The 15770-nt window shown below is 58.2% G+C and carries 9 protein-coding genes and 2 pseudogenes; 6 read left to right on the top strand and 5 right to left on the bottom strand.

From position 1 onward, the window contains the following. The first annotated feature begins 93 nt into the window (after nucleotides 1-93). Together ACM6I0_RS14885 and ACM6I0_RS14880 are read left to right on the top strand one after the other, a co-directional pair. Entirely contained in the window at nucleotides 94-1530 is a 1437-nt protein-coding gene (locus ACM6I0_RS14885; protein ID WP_414922687.1) for an IS1182 family transposase, read from the top strand. An 898-nt stretch (nucleotides 1531-2428) separates the two neighbouring features. Continuing rightward, nucleotides 2429-7900 (top strand): AAA family ATPase, encoded by a 5472-nt coding sequence (locus ACM6I0_RS14880; protein WP_414922690.1) that lies wholly within the window; start codon nucleotides 2429-2431, stop codon nucleotides 7898-7900. A gap of 32 nt (nucleotides 7901-7932) precedes the next feature. On the opposite strand, the pseudogene ACM6I0_RS14875 reads toward ACM6I0_RS14880, so the two are convergent. Together ACM6I0_RS14875 and ACM6I0_RS14870 are read right to left on the bottom strand one after the other, a co-directional pair. Continuing rightward, nucleotides 7933-8097: pseudogene (locus ACM6I0_RS14875) on the bottom strand (methyl-accepting chemotaxis protein); the annotation flags it as partial. Then, nucleotides 8084-8228: pseudogene (locus tag ACM6I0_RS14870) on the bottom strand (LysE family translocator); the annotation flags it as partial. The pseudogenes ACM6I0_RS14875 and ACM6I0_RS14870, both read right to left, overlap by 14 nt. A gap of 146 nt (nucleotides 8229-8374) precedes the next feature. Between ACM6I0_RS14870 and ACM6I0_RS14865 the strand changes: the two are divergent. Beyond that, complete coding sequence (locus tag ACM6I0_RS14865; RefSeq protein WP_414922686.1) at nucleotides 8375-9343, top strand: MBL fold metallo-hydrolase; 969 nt, start codon at nucleotides 8375-8377, stop codon at nucleotides 9341-9343. 86 nt (nucleotides 9344-9429) lie between these two features. Here ACM6I0_RS14865 and ACM6I0_RS14860 read toward each other — a convergent pair whose 3' ends face one another. Continuing rightward, entirely contained in the window at nucleotides 9430-10395 is a 966-nt protein-coding gene (locus ACM6I0_RS14860; protein ID WP_414922685.1) for an oxidoreductase, read from the bottom strand. A gap of 89 nt (nucleotides 10396-10484) precedes the next feature. On the opposite strand from ACM6I0_RS14860, the gene ACM6I0_RS14855 reads away from it, so the two are divergent. The 3 genes from ACM6I0_RS14855 (at nucleotide 10485) to ACM6I0_RS14845 (ending at nucleotide 13665) form a co-directional block, all read left to right on the top strand. Next, the gene (locus tag ACM6I0_RS14855) at nucleotides 10485-11405 is read left to right on the top strand and encodes an AraC family transcriptional regulator (protein WP_414922684.1); all 921 of its coding nucleotides are present in this window, start codon (nucleotides 10485-10487) and stop codon (nucleotides 11403-11405) included. Nucleotides 11406-11558: 153 nt separating this feature from the next. After that, nucleotides 11559-11960 carry a catalase gene (locus ACM6I0_RS14850; RefSeq protein ID WP_414922689.1) on the top strand — a complete coding sequence of 134 codons (402 nt, stop codon included), beginning with the start codon at nucleotides 11559-11561 and terminating at the stop codon, nucleotides 11958-11960. Between the two features lie 250 nt (nucleotides 11961-12210). Further along, a complete protein-coding gene (locus ACM6I0_RS14845; protein WP_414922683.1) occupies nucleotides 12211-13665 on the top strand; it encodes a sensor histidine kinase in 1455 nt (484 codons plus the stop codon). Between the two features lie 299 nt (nucleotides 13666-13964). Here the strand turns inward: ACM6I0_RS14845 and ACM6I0_RS14840 are convergent, their stop codons facing one another. Together ACM6I0_RS14840 and ACM6I0_RS14835 are read right to left on the bottom strand one after the other, a co-directional pair. Then, nucleotides 13965-14225, bottom strand: a complete 261-nt coding sequence (locus tag ACM6I0_RS14840) for a transmembrane sensor/regulator PpyR (RefSeq protein WP_414922682.1) — start codon at nucleotides 14223-14225, stop codon at nucleotides 13965-13967. A gap of 112 nt (nucleotides 14226-14337) precedes the next feature. Beyond that, nucleotides 14338-15540, bottom strand: a complete 1203-nt coding sequence (locus ACM6I0_RS14835) for an NAD(P)/FAD-dependent oxidoreductase (RefSeq protein WP_414922681.1) — start codon at nucleotides 15538-15540, stop codon at nucleotides 14338-14340. Between the last annotated feature and the right edge of the window lie 230 nt (nucleotides 15541-15770).

Genomic DNA, 15770 nt, shown 5'->3' with positions numbered 1-15770 from the left:
TCATTCATCCAGGTACCGCTTTCGACCCAGGCTGTGTGAAAACACCTGCAATTGTCTAATCTTCTGATCGTCTAGATCGTGGTGGGGGCGATCATGAAGCGATTCATTGAAGGTGAGGCTCGGACGCAAGTCACCTTGCTGCCGGAGTGCCTGGACGATTACGTTACTGAAGAAAATCCAGTGCGAGTGGTCGACGTTTTCGTCGATGAACTCGACCTGGGTGCACTTGGGTTTGAAGGTGTTGATCCTGCTGCAACGGGGCGTCCGGCCTACCATCCAGCGATCTTGCTGAAGATCTATATCTACGGCTATCTCAATCGGATTCAGTCCAGCCGCCGGCTTGAGCGTGAGGCCGAGCGCAATGTCGAGTTGATGTGGCTCACGGGGCGTTTGGCTCCAGATTTCAAAACCATCGCCGACTTTCGCAAGGACAACGGCAAGGCTATTCGCAGTGTCTGCCGGCAATTTGTGGTGCTTTGCCGCAACCTCAATCTCTTCTCCCAGTCGATCATCGCCATCGACGGCAGCAAATTCAAAGCCGTCAACAACCGCGACCGCAACTTCACCCAAGGCAAGGTGAAGGCACGCATGCAGCAGATTGAACAGAGCATCGATCGATATCTGGCGGCGATGGATTCGGCGGATCGGGCAACGCCCGAAGTGGCCGAGGCCAAGGCAGAGCGGCTGAAAGAAAAGATAGAAACACTGAAAAAGCAGATGCAGAAACTCAAGGACATCGAGGCGCAGCTCCACGAAAGTCCAGACCAGCAGATCTCCCTCACCGATCCAGATGCACGCTCAATGGCCACGAGCGGCCGAGGCACCGGAACGGTTGGCTACAACGTACAAACAGCCGTCGACGACAAGCACCATCTGATCGTTGCCCATGAGGTGACCAACGTTGGTAATGACCGGGCGCAACTGAGCAATATGGCGAACCAAGCGCGTGAAGAGATCGGCTCTGAGTCGCTGACGGTGGTAGCCGACCGAGGCTACTACAAAGGGCTGGAAATCCTTGCCTGCGAGCAGGTGGGCATCACCACCTACGTACCGAAACCCCTGACTTCCGGCAGCAAAGCCGAAGGCCGATTTGGTAAGCAGGACTTCATCTACGTTGCTGCATCGGACGAGTATCGATGCCCTGCGGGACAGTTACTGACCCGGCGGCATTCTTCGGTGGAGGACGGCATGCTACTGCACTGTTATTGGTTCTCGGGTTGCCAGTCCTGCGCAATGCACAAGCAGTGTACGACGGGTAAGGAGCGCCGGGTAAAGCGCTGGGAACATGAAGCCGTAATCGATGCGATGCAGGTACGGCTGGAAAATGATCCAGCGATGATGAGGCGTCGCCGACAGACCGTTGAACATCCTTTTGGAACGCTCAAATACTGGATGGGAAGTACCCACTTCCTGACCAAAACCCTACCAAGGGTAAGCACCGAAATGAGCCTTCACGTGCTCGCCTACAACCTCAAACGGATGATGAGCATCTTCGGTATCTCAGGACTGCTTGAAGCGATCAGGGCGTGAATCCAGCCGTTTGATCGACCGTGAGTGGCTGTTTAGGCCGCTGACGCGGCCCAAACAGCATTTACGAACGCCTATGTAGCTGACGAGGGCAATTCGCGCTTCCGCCCGCTGATTTCACAGGCAATCCTCGCGACTCTCAGCTTTCGACGTATTCAGCGCGTTTTCACACAGCCTGGACCAAAAGCTGACGATACTGTGATGCATCGATAGTCTGTATACCGCTCAGTCTTAGACTTATGTCTGCTCTGCCATTTCTAGAGCATCGTCTACCTCTATGCGCTGAAACTCGCTAAAGTCATGGGTACGCGCGTGGCGACTACGTCATCAAGTGATGAGAAACTGGACATTGCTCACCAGTTGGGACGCGCCCTAGGCATATGTTTATTTTGCTGCTGCGCAGTACATGGGTAAGGTGCTGATTGAGTTTGATTGAAACTGACAATATCAGCAGCACCATGGTGCTGGCATAGCTTCGGTAAAGCGCATTTCACGGGGGGCTGATTCAGGAGCGTACCCCCCTATTCCTTTGGCAACCCTTGCAGGCATAATTTCAGGGCTTAATGTCCTAACGGTTTGCTTCACTTAAGGGATAAGCTGACCCCGCCAGTGGCACGCGTGACGACTGAGGCCGGTGCTTCCTAGACGTTTGAAACTCGGAGCACCGCGGATCATTGATCGCCGGATCTGACCACGAGCGTGAGGATGAACTTTTGATCCTGTCCCTGTTCGATTCGACTCTTCGGGCATCCCATCATCAAATGCTCACCTCCTGATGCGAAAGTCACCGTGGCTGCGACAGCATTTGCTTCCGCAGTATTTTCTGTCATGCGCGTGACAGGGCAACGATCGTTTCTCGGTTAAACAATTACTGGACGTTGAGGCATTGATGGGCGACGGCATGCAGGTGGTTTGGGACGATGGGGAGCGTGTTCTAAGCCGGGGACAGCGCTTGGGCGAAACTGGCCTCGTTGATGTACTGGTTTCGCGACCAGCCGTCGAACAGCCTTTGCCCGCTACGCTGGATAGACTTGCTCATGAGTTCGGCCTGAAGAATGCGCTGGACAGTGAGTGGGCGGTGCGGCCTGTAGAACTGGTATCTGAAGGGGACCAGACTTGGCTGGTGCTGGAAGACCCCGGCGGCGAACCGCTGTCGAAAATGCTCGCGGGTCCAATGGACACGGCTACCTTCTTGCGTCTAGCCATCAGCATCGCTGCTGCCCTTGGCAAGTTTCACAAGAGCGGGCTGATTCACAAGGACATCAAGCCCACTCATATCCTGGTCAACTGCACAGATGGCGGGGCGCGGCTCACCGGCTTCGGGCTCGCCTCGGGCTTGCCGCGAGAGCGGCAGGCGCCTGATACCATCGCGGGTACCCTCGCTTACATGGCGCCTGAACAGACCGGCAGGATGAATCGTTCAATCGATTCACGCAGTGATCTGTACGCGTTGGGTGTCACCTTCTACCAGATGTTGACCGGCGCGCTGCCGTTTACCGCTTCAGATACCATGGAATGGGTGCATTGCCATATCGCAAAAATGCCATTGCCGCCCAATCTGCGACTCGACACGGTTCCGCAGGCGCTTTCGAGCGTCGTAATGAAGTTGCTTGCCAAGACCGCCGAGGAGCGATATCAGACGGCTGTCGGGGTCGAGCATGATTTGCGGCATTGCCTGGCTGAGTGGCAGCAGCGCCAGAACATCGATGTTTTTACGCTGGATGAACAAGGTGCTTCCGATCGGTTGCAGATCCCTGAGAAGCTCTACGGGCGCGAAAGCGAAATCGAATACCTGGTCGGCGCGTTCGGGCGGATCGTTGAAAGCCATGAACCGGGATGGGTGCTGATCTCCGGTTATTCCGGAATGGGCAAGTCCTCGATCGTTAATGAATTGCACAAGGCGCTGGTGTCATCGCGGGGACTTCTTGCCAGTGGCAAGTTCGCACAGTACCAGCGTGACATTCCCTATTCAGCTTTGGTGCACGCCTTTCAAGGCCTGGTGCGCACACTCCTGGGCAAGAGCGACATCGAGCTGACGAGCTGGCGCACTGCGTTGCAGGAGGCCTTCGGTCCGAACGGACGTCTCATGACCGACCTGATTCCTGAACTGAAGCTCATTGTCGCAGAGCAGCCCATCGTTCCGGACCTCGAAGCCCAGCAGGCACAACGTCGCTTTCTGCTGGTGTTCCGAAGATTCATAGGCGTGTTCGCCCGAGCGGAACATCCGCTCGCACTGTTTCTCGATGATTTGCAGTGGGCCGACGCGGCAACGCTCGACTTGCTTGAGGACCTTCTGACCCACTCGCAATTGCAGCATCTCATGCTGATCGGGGCTTACCGCAATAACGAAGTGGACGTAGCGCACCCGCTCTCTCTCAAGCTTCAAACGCTGCGAAACGCTGGCGTGCGGATAGATGAAATCACACTGAAACCGCTTGCCAGCGGGAACGTCGAGCGGATGATCGCCGACGCTCTCCGTTGCGCCGTGACACGAATCAAGCCCTTGGCCCAGTTGGTTCACTACAAGACCGCTGGCAATCCGTTCTTCGTGATCCAGTTTCTGCATGCACTGGCCGAGGAGCAACTGCTTTCCTTCGATTTTGCAGCGAAACAGTGGTGCTGGGACACCGATCGCATTCTTGCCAAGGGTTACACCGATAATGTCGTCGACCTCATGGTTGCCAGACTGATTCGTCTGCCCGGAGAGACGCAGCAAGCGTTGCAGCAGATGGCCTGTATGGGTAGCGTCGCCAAAATCGAGATGCTGGCGGCGGTCATGGATATGACCCAGTCACAGCTACACAAAGTGCTGTGGGAGTCGGTTCGCCAAGAGCTGATTGAACGTCTGGAAGGTGCCTATCGATTCGTTCATGACCGAATCAGCGAGGCGGCCTATTCGCTGATCGCCATCGACTCGCGCGCTGAAACTCATCTTCGGATCGGGCGGCAGCTTGCCTTTTGTACCCCTGCGGAACTGCGCGACGATGGGGTTTTCGACATCGTCGGCCAGCTTAATCGCGGCGCTTCACTCATCTTCGACCAGAATGAAAAAGTGCAGCTGGCGCGATACAACCTGGTCGCTGGCCAACGCGCCAAGACGTCTACCGCTTACGATTTGGCGCTCAAATATTTCACGATGGGTGCGCAGTTGCTGGACGGCGAATGCTGGACGCATCGGCATGAATTGGAATTCGCTCTGGCGTTGAACCAGGCCGAATGTGAATGCCTGACCGCGCAGCTGTCGATCGCAGACGAGCGCCTGAGTGCACTGTCGAGTCGCAACTTGTCGACGGTCGAACAGGGACAAGTCGCCTGCCTGCACATGAATGTCTGCTTACTCCTCGATCTAAGCGAACGAGCAGTCGCGGTCTGTCTCTCTTACCTGCGACAGGTTGGCATAGCGTGGTGTGCCCACCCGGACGAGGATGATGCCCGAGCTGAATACGAGCGCATCTGGCTCACACTCGGCAATCAGACCATTGAGCAAGTCATTGATCTGCCGCCAATGGACGACGCGGTTGCCCTCGCAACCATGGACGCGCTGACCATGCTGTTTTCGCCGGCTCTGCACACGGACGCAAACCTCGCATGTCTGACGATTTGCAAGGCCATCAACCTCAGCCTTGAATTTGGCAACAGTGATGCCTCGTGCGTGGCCTACACCAATCTCTCCTTGGTCACCGGGCAGCGATTCGGCGACTACCAGACCGGGTTTCGATTCGGACAGCTGGGCTGCGAATTGGTTGAGCGAAGGGGCCTGGCACGCTACGGGGCGCGCACTTATTTATCCTTCTCGCTATTTGTCGCGCGTTGGGCGAAACCTGTGCGCTATTGCCGCGAGCTACTGGATCGAGCGTTCGATGCCGCTAACCGGATCGGCGATTATTCTTATGGCGCTTTCGCCAGCAATATCATCGTCTCGAACTTACTGTTCGCCGGCGAACGATTACCCGATCTGCAGCAAGAAGCGGAGCGCGGTCTGGCCTACACCCGGAAGGTGCGTTTTGGCCTGGTGACCGATTTCCTCGAAAGCCAGTTGGCGCTGATTCGGATGCTCCGTGGCTTGACACCGGTATTCGGTTGCCTTGATTCAGAGCAGTTCGATGAAGTCGAGACAGAAGCCCACGTCGTCAAGACCTCTCCGGTCCTTACCTGTTGCTACTGGATCCGAAAATTGCAAGCGCGCTACTTGGCTGGCGAGTTTGACGCTGCCCTGGAAGCCGCCTCACGGGCGCAGCCGTTACTCGAGGTGTCGCATTCGTTTTTGGAAGAGGCCGAATACTACTTGTACAGCGCGCTCGCGATGGGGGGACGGTGCGTCAGTGTTTCTTGCGCCAGTCAACAACAGCTGGATACCATGGCTGAGCACCAGCGAAAATTGCGAGCTTGGGCAGCTATCTGTCCGGAGAACTTCGCTGGCCATACCGCGCTGTTGGGGGCGGAAATTGCCCGCTTAGAGGGCCGCGTGCTAGAGGCCGAGCATTTATACGAGCAAGCAATCGAATCAGCGCAGCTCAATGGTTTTGTCCATATCGCGGCGCTCGCCAATGAACTGGCGTCGTGTTTCTATGCAGCGCGCGGCTTTGCCAAGATCGCTCGGGTATACATGCGGGATGCTCGCTACGATTACCTGCGGTGGGGCGCCAGTGGCAAGGTCCGGCAACTCGAGGCGTTGTATTCCTGGCTGGCAACGCAAGATTCTGCGCTTGATCCGACCAACACGATTACTACGCCCGTCGAACAGCTTGATCTGACGACCGTGCTCAAGGTATCGCAGGCTGTTTCCGGTGAGATCGTTCTGGAAAAACTGATCGACATGGTCATGTCCACGGCCATCGAACAGGCGGGTGCTGAACGTGGTGTGTTGATTCTGTCCGATGGCAGTACGCATCGTGTCGTGGCCGAGGTCTCCACCGGTGAGGACAGTACTCAGTTGCATTTTCCCGATGTGGCGCTGTCCGGGGCTCTGTTGCCCGAGTCGATCCTGTTCCATGTACTGCGCACTCAAGAAACCATCGTGATCGACGATGCGGTGAATCAGTCTTCATTCGCCACGGACCCCTATCTTTTGACGCATTCTGCGCGCTCCATTCTTTGCCTGCCTTTGATGAACCAGGCGAAGCTGATTGGCGCGCTGTACCTCGAAAACAAACTGACTTCCCGCGCGTTCAGCCCTGTGCGAATTTCCGTTTTGAAGCTGGTGGCATCCCAGGCGGCGATCTCACTGGAGAATGCTCGTTTGTATCGCGACGTCGCTGAGCGCGAAACAAAGATTCGACGTCTAGTCGATGCAAACATCATCGGCATTATTTTCTGGAATGCCGACGGTGAAATCACCGACGCCAACGATGCTTTTCTGGTCATGGTGGGCTACGAGCGAGAGGATATTGTCTCGGGTCGTATTCGCTGGAGAGATCTGACTGCGCCGGCCTATCGTGACGCCAGCGAACTGGCTTTGTTGGAAACGCTGAAAGTGGGGAGCGCCCGTCCGTTTGAAAAGGAATACATCCGCAAAGACGGCAGTTTGCTGCCCATCATCATCGGTTTGGTCACGTTCGGACCGGGTTGCAAGGAGGGCGTCGCCTTTGTGCTCGACCTGACCGAACGTAAACAGGCGGAAGCAAAGGCCAGCCAGAGTGAACAGCGCTATCGCGATGTGCAGGCAGAATTGGCCCACGCCAACCGGGTCGCGACTATGGGGCAGCTTGCGGCCTCTATCGCTCATGAAGTCAGCCAGCCTATCGCCGCTACAGTCATGGGCGCTCACGCTGCACTGCGCTGGATGGGCGCCCGGCCACCGGATTTCGGCGAAGTAAAACTGGTGCTTGGTCGGCTGATCCAGGATTCACATCGCGCGGCGCAAGTACTCGATCGCATCCGTGGACATATCCGCAAGGCTCCGCCGCAAAAAGCACCAATGGATATAAACCTGACGATCCGCGAGATGATCGAGTTCACCCGTAGCCAGGCATCAGATAGCGGCGCATCGGTAGACACGCAACTGGCCCCATCCTTGCCCCTCATCGATGGTGATCGTGTAGAACTGCAGCAGGTGTTGCTGAACCTGATCCTCAATGCCTTGGAGGCCATGGGTAGTGTTGACGAAGGCGAGAGACGTTTAGACGTCAGCGCAGCGATGGAAGAGGGCGGCAGCGTACTCGTGAGCGTGAGCGATACAGGGCCGGGCTTCGCGTCAGGTCATGCCGAGCAAGTGTTCGCCGCTTTTTACACCACCAAGCCGACTGGCCTGGGAATGGGGCTGTCGATCTGCCGCTCGATTATTGAGGCGCATGGTGGTCGTCTTTGGGCGAGCGAGAACCAGCCCCGAGGGGCTGTCATTCAATTTACCTTGCCACCCAGCGCGTTGATGTGAAGAGGATGTTCATGTTCTGGATGTCTCAGATCTCACAGGGCGAGTTTCCCGACCATCGCATTGAATGAAAGCGCCAGGCGAGAGAGTTCCTGGCTGGACAAGTTTGTCTGGTTGGCGCCCGCAGCGGTTTGAGCCGACAGATCCTGAATATTGACCAGATTACGATCGACCTTTCTTGCGACATGCGCCTGCTCCTCGGGCCGCACGCAACGCCTGCTGTTTGCCTTCCATTGTGGCGGTTCTGAGTATCAACGCAGTATCGAGCCCGGGCGTCAGAGTCAGCAGCGTGGCCGCGAATGTGAATGCGAAGGTTGTCGGCGATGGGCATGGGCGGGCGACTTCACGATGAGGGTTGGCCACTGGAACCTATACCTGTGTATGGTCCCGAATACCTAGATATGGTACCCGCGCAGCGGGTCGCGATGCACACTGGATTTCTTGGCGATCCGTCGCTCTCGCATCCGGAGAAAGACCATGACAACGCATTTGAACTCCCTGACCCAAACCGATGGAATACAGCAGAGAAACAGCGGACTGCAAGCGGCTTCACGCAGCGACGGTTCGTGGGCAGAAGAGCTGGTGTCGTCGCGCTATGCACTGCGGATCGGCGAGATTGATGTTTTGGTGGTCAGCGACGGAGTGCTGCCTCTGCCGACTTCGACCATGTCGACCAACGTCGAACAGACTGACCGCGAAGCATGGTTCAAGGACCAGTACCTGGGGCCTGACGCCTTCGATTGGCCGCTCAACGTGCTGGTGGTGCGCAGCGGTGACCAGACCATACTCGTCGACGCAGGCCTGGGCGGGCAATTCCCGGGCTTTCCACGGGCCGGGCAGTTCCCCAAGCGCCTCGAAGCCGCCGGCATCGATCTCGCGTCTGTCACCGATGTGGTGATCACCCACATGCACATGGACCACATTGGCGGATTACTCGTTGATGAGGTGAAGAACCGCCTGCGTCCGGACGTGCGAATCCACGTGTCGGCGACCGAAGTTGAGTTCTGGAAAGCGCCGGATTTTTCCCTCACCACCATGCCGGCGCCAGTGCCGGACGTGCTGCGGTCAACGGCCAATCAGTTCATGGAAGCGTTTCACAGCAAACTGCGCACGTTCGAAGACGAATATGAGGTGGCGCCGGGCGTGGTGGTCAAACTCACCGGTGGTCACACCCCCGGGCACGCCGTGGTCTATGTGACCTCCGGTGGCGAAAAGCTGACCTTCGCTGGCGACGCCCTGTTCCCGGTCGCTTTCGACCACCCGGAATGGCATAACGGCTTTGAACATGATCCCGAGGAGTCGTTTCGCGTGCGCGTGCGCCTCATGCAAGAGGCGGCGGCGAGCGGTGAACTGCTGGTCGCCACGCACCTGCCGTTCCCCTCCATCGGCCGGGTCGCAATCGACGGAGACGCCTTTCGCTGGGTCGCGGCTATCTGGGATTACTGATTCAGCCAGGGCAAGTGTTTTGGCCCGCACCACAGTGTATTGCGGGCTTTTTTGCGCATCGACGCTGGCGCCAACAGTTCATGGACTCACGCGATCGTCATGCCTGTCCACTGCTCCGACAAGGTCCAAAGGCGTTCGGCAAAATCGGCATTGATGGCCCATTTCGCCACGCCTTTACGCCCCAGCGCCGATTCGTTGATCGGTGCGATATTGCAGTCTTCGCAGTAAACGCCACCCATTGAATTCAACTCGATGCTCGTCGCGCACCACAGAGCAGTCGCGGCACCTTGCTCAATCGTTTTCAGCCCGGCCTCCGGCGTCACGCGTGGTCGACCGTGTTCATCCAGTACGTCAAATGCGGTAATTTCATCTGCGGTCAAGTGACGTGCAAGGTCGGTCAATACCTGCCCCGGGTGCAACGAAAACGCCCGCACGCCTTGCTCGCGACCGCGTCGGTCCAGAGCCACTGCAAACAGCGCATTGGCGGTCTTGGATTGGCCGTAGGCAACCCATTTGTCGTAAGCGCGGCGGCGGAAATCGATGTCCGAAAAATCGACCTCGGCAATCTGGTGTCCTCGCGACGACACTGCAATCACCCGAGCCGAATCAGCGGCGACGAGGGCAGGCCACAGGCCGCATGTCAGTCGGTAGTGACCGAGATGATTGGTTGCAAACTGGCCTTCGTGCCCGTCGGTATCGCGACTCAAGGGGGTCGCCATCACGCCTGCGCAATTGATCAGCAGCGACACGGGTTGACCGCCGCTGACGATGCCTTGGCTAAACGCTTGAATCGAATCCGGCAGCAAAAGATCCATGGCCGCGACGCTCACTCCTTCGGTGTCGGCCAGCGCGGCACGTGCACGCTCCGGGTCCCGGGCGGGCACGAAGACCTGGGCCCCGGCATTGGCCAGGCTTTTAGCGATGATCAGACCGATCCCGGAATAACCGCCCGTAACGACGGCGAGTTGTCCGGTCAGATCGACGCCGGCCATGACCTCGGCAGCAGTACTGGCGGCGTTGAACGGCGTTTGGATGGAGAGTTGGAACGTCATGATGGGAAATATCCTTCGCGGGTATCGGAGGACTTCATTGTTGTTTAAGCTCCCTGGACGAACCAGTTCAATACATCCGGATTTCTATCTTGATCATCCAGAATGCAACCTCTGATCCGTTGTCTGACGTGTTGGCCCTGGCGGGCTTGCGCGCAGCCTGCTCAGTGCGTTTGCTGGCCGGCGGCGATTGGGCCTTACGTTTTCGTCCGATCGAGTTGAAATTCAATGTCGTGCGGCGGGGCGAGTGTTGGCTGCTGATGCAAAACAGGCCGGCCCGGCATCTGCGGGCCGGTGACTGTTTCGTGGTGTCGCGCACTCCGTTCATCTTGGCGAGCGCGCCGGAAGTCGAGGCCGTGGACGCTGCCGACGTTTTTTCGAATGACGGTGAGTCTGCGACATTGGGGGGCGGCGACGACGTGGAATTATTGGGCGGCAGCGTTTCCCTGGGCAGTCCGGGCGCCGCGGAGTTGATCGATCTGTTGCCGCCCGCCGTCATCATCCGAGCGCAATCGGGGGCTGCATCATCATTTGCCTGGTTGCTCGATGAACTCGATCGCGAATGGCAGTCGAACCAGGTGGGCGCTTATGCGATGTGCAATGACCTGCTGCGGCTGATTTTCATGCATGCGCTCAGGCATCACATCACGACCGCCGATGCGGCTGATCTGAGTTGGCTGGGTGGGTTGCAAAATCCCGCGACTGCCGCAGTGCTTCGAGCCGTTCACCTGCAGCCGGAAAGAAACTGGAGGCTGGCGGAAATGGCGGACATCGCCTGTATGTCCCGCTCGAGTTTCGCTGCCTTGTTCAAATTGCGCGTGGGTCAGGCGCCAGTCGAATATGCGACGCGCTGGCGGATGCGTGTTGCGGCCTCGCGCTTGCTTAACAGCGTCGACAGCGTCTCGACGATAGCCGCGTCACTGGGCTATCTGTCCGATGCCGCCTTCGGTGTCGCCTTCCGCCGTGTTCATGGCAAATCGCCCGGGCGCTATCGGCGCGAGCCGGTGTCTTGATGCTTTGATGGTACTGGCAACGGGCTGAGCGTCACTGGAAGTTACGCCTCGTCCCGCACCGGCCGTCGGATCAGATCCTGACAGATCAACCGTTCCCCCCGCAGGCAGTGGTCCGCCGCCGGTTGCCCGGTGGCTTCCGAGAAAAACGACGCCATGGCCCGGCACACACACAGGGTTGGTCGCGCACTCAGCGTACCTGCTGTGTTGCGTTTCTCAGTGGGCGGCGGCAACCCGAACGTATCGGATAAAAGCCGGACAGTCCGCGGCTTGTCATTGCGCTTGAAAAACGATGCGGACGCCTACGATTTGCTGATGATTTCCGGGCCGGTTTTTTTCGCCGCGACATCCGCTTCGTTTGTCGCTTTCCTGCAAGCGCGCGTAGCCGATCCGGAGACCGGCAAACCTGATCCGGAAAACATCAAAGCGTATGAAGCGCGTTTCCCCGACGGAAAACTACAACCTCAGTTGCTGGCGTCTCACCCGGCGCCAGCTTCCTATGGAACGACCGCCAATTTTTTCTACGCACGCCTTTCACTGTGTCGGCAGCAACGGTGAGGGTGTCTGGGGCCGGCTCATCATGGAGCCTCCGGCGGGTACGGTTTTTCTGAATGGCGAAGAAGAAGTGTCGCTGCCTGACGCCTTGGTGGCGGCGTGATTTCAGGGTTATTTGTCCTGTCGCGCACGCCGCATTTTCACTATATTCGGGCGACGTTTCAGACGTTCAAAACGTAGATTTCCAGTAGCTCGTTGCGGGGCTAACGGTCCGCTGCGGGCACTCCGTTGACCCGTTAAACCCGGACAAACCATGACGCCCGTGACGCTGAGAAAAGATTACCTGCAGACTGACGCAATGGCGCTGTTGATTGCGTTGCTTGTCGCCTCTTTTGTCGTTGTATTCAAGTTCTTTACCAACTTGAGTGTGGCGACAACCGTGCTCTACGTCACCCTCGTGCTGATGTCCGCCAATGTGTTTTCGGTGAAGCTGGTGATCACCGTTGCATTGGCGTGCCTGTCGGTGTTGACCATCATTTTTATCGTCGAGCGCGACTACCTGAACACCGAAGCCGTCGGTGCCTATGTGCGTTGCATTGTTTCGCTGTCCGCCATCACTTTTCTGGCGGTGCGCAGTAAGTATCTGGCGGACACATTACGGCGCAACGAAACTTATCTGGTGGGTGCGCAGCGGCTGAGTCAGGTGGGCAGCGTGGGGTTCCGAGTGGACCGCTCGGAGATGTTCTGGTCGGCGGAAACGGCGAGGATTTTCGAGTACTCGTTGAAGGAAGCGCCGAGCATGCTCAAGGTTCTCGCTCGTACGCACCCGGATGACCGGCATCTCGTGGAAGCCGTGTTCGATCAACTCTCGCGCCACGAACCGCGCCTGGAAGTCGAGCATCGATTGCAGATGCCGGACGGGCGGATCAAGCACATCCACATGATCGCCAACCCGTTGCCTGTCCAGCATGGCGGCGTCGAGTACGTTGGTGCCGTGATGGACGTGACAGCGGCGAGAAAAGCCGAGGACGCGCTGTTTCAATCCCAGTCGCAACTGGCCCACGTCACGCGCGTCACTTCTCTGGGCGAGCTGGCGGCGTCGATTGCGCATGAGGTCAACCAACCGCTGGCGGCGATCAGGACCAGCGGCGAAGCCTGTCACCGCTGGCTCGACCGCAGCGAACCTGACCTGGGCGAAGTGCGCATGTCGCTGGACCGGATGATCAGCAGTTCTACGCGCGCCAGTGAAGTCATCCGACGCATCCGCACGCTGTCGCGCAATGGCGACCCTGAACGCCAGCGCGAGTCCTTCAACGAGATCGTCAGTGAAACCCTGGGCCTGGTGCAGTACGAGTTGAGCCGCAGTCACGTGAAATTGCGCGTGGAACTGGCGGTGACACCGGTGCACATCAGCGCGGACAGGGTGCAGCTGCAGCAAGTCATCCTGAACCTGATCATCAACGCCTGCCAGGCAATGACCGAGGTCGATCCGCGCACCCGGCTATTGAAAATCCGCAGTTGGGTGCATGACCGCGAGGCGATGCTGGAAGTCCGCGATTGCGGCGTGGGTATCAGCGCAGAGGCGTTGCCGTCGTTGTTCAATCCATTCTTCACCACTAAGGCTGACGGACTGGGCATGGGGCTGTCGATCTGCCGTTCGATTATCGAGTTTCACGAGGGGCGAATCTGGGCTACCAGCAATCAGGGCGAAGGTGCCGTGTTTTCGATTGCTTTGCCTGCGCTGAGCTGTGAGATGGCGGTGGCTTGAATGTGCGCAGTGGCAAGCGTTGCTGGCGTACACAACGGCATCTTCATGCGAACCCGATAACCAAACACGCCATCGATCAACTGTAGGAGCCGGCTTGCTGGCGATGGCGATTTCACGGGCGCTATCGCCGGCAAGCCGGGCTCCTGTGGGTGGCATGAATACAGGGAGGATCGGGCTGGCAGGGCTTCGCGCTTATTGCACAGACAAAAAAACGCCCGCCAAAAAATCGAGTGGCGGGCGTTTGGGAAGTGCCGGTTCAGCAAGGAGAGCGCTGAGCCGGGTAGGGAAGAGCGTTTGGATCACGCGACGATGCAGTCGCCTGTCGCGACGCGATTGAGGCGCAGTCGATTGAACGCCAGCAGTCGCATCACGTAGCCCAGTTTGATCGCGGTCGGACCAAGAATGGTCATCGCGTGGGAACCGACAAGAGCGGGCAACGTCAGGTAGGCATCACAGAAATAAGCCAGGATAATCCCGACCAGCAGCATGAGCAGCCCGCCGATCAACAGTACGTGAGACAGCTTCAACACTCGGATCGGATTCTCGAAAAAGCCGTACATGTCGGGTCACTCTGGAAGTGCACAGTGAAGCGCAATGAAGGCCCGCAGCCCTCGACGGCAGCCGAGTTGCGGCTCGGTCTGCCGTGGCCACGAGTATTCTTTGCAAGGTGGGTCAGGCCACAGGAATCAACGGGTCGGCAGCCGCCAGCGCGATCGCGCGATCAGCCACCGGCGGGTAGATCCACACGGTGTTGATTTGCGTCTTGAGCTCCTTGGCTTCGTGCTTGACCAGTTTCAACTGACGGTCCCAGCCTTCGGTAAAGACTGCGCCCCATGCACCGAGGTCCAGGCAAGTCACGTATTTGGGCTGGCTGTAGGTAATCGGTTCGACACCCAGCAGATCCGCCGCGACGTTGTTGCCGGCGTAACGGCCCAGGCTGATGGCATGCTGGCAGGACATGCCGGCAAAATTGCCAAGGTCGTCGGTGGCGGCGTACGCCACGTCGCCGGCGGCATACACATCGGCATGCCCCAGCACTTTCAGGTTGCCATCGACGTGCAGGCGACCCTGCGGATCGCGGGTACCGACCACTTGTTCAGTCAACGGACTGGCGCGGAAGCCGACGGTCCAGATCACCGTGCTGGACTCGATGCGCTGACCGTCAGCCAGGGTCACGCCGCCCGCATCCACCGAGGCGACCGAAGCGTTGAGCACCCACTCGATGCCCAGGTGATTGGATGCTTCAACGATGGATGGACGAATCCCGTCACCCATCGACGCGGCGATTTGCGGACCGCGATCCACCACGATCACGCGGATCCTGGCATCGTCGCCCAAGGCGGAGCGCAGCCGGGCCGGCATTTCGGTGGCCGTTTCAATCCCAGTGAAGCCACCGCCGGCGACGACTACAGTGTTGCGTGCAGCACTGTCCGGCAGATCCTTGAGTGCCTTTATGTGGGCTTCGAGACGCGTGGCTTCTTCGATCTGATCGACATCGAAGGCGTGTTCGATGATGCCTTCAAGCGCCGGGCGAACCACGCGGCTACCGGCGGCCAGTACCAGTCGGTCGTAGCTCAGGATCCCTTGGGTGCCGAACACATCGCTGTAGGCAACCTGCTTTTTATCGACATCAATGTTGTCGGCGGTTCCCTTGACGAATTTCACACCCACGGCGTCGAACAGATCACCGAGCGGCGCCATCATGGTGTGCACGTCCGCCTCGTAGAAGCGCGGACGGATGCGCAGTTCTGCCTGGGGCGCGAGGAGGGTGATCTGCACGTCGTTGCGGTCATGCTTATCCAACAGACGGGCTGCGCCCAATGCGCTCCATACGCCACCAAACCCTGCGCCAATTACTAGAATGTTCTGTTTCATGGGATTACTCCGGAAGACAAAGTCGATCATTAAATGGATTGTCGGTTTAAGCGTGACAGCGTCGCGGCTTGATCCAGGTGCGTGGCTTGATGGATAAGCGCGGCACTTAATCCGTTTCGGTTCGCTGTAGGGGATGTTATCGAGGGGGTGGAGGCAGGGCACTTCTACCTAGGGTCAGTGGCGACACGTCTAGGTATGAGGCGGGCATACCAAAGTATTAAAACAGGGTG

This window comes from Pseudomonas sp. IT-P294 (assembly GCF_949767865.1).
GTDB lineage: Bacteria > Pseudomonadota > Gammaproteobacteria > Pseudomonadales > Pseudomonadaceae > Aquipseudomonas.
Note: the sequence above shows the minus strand (reverse complement) of the source record. Positions and strands in the feature narration are given on the sequence as shown.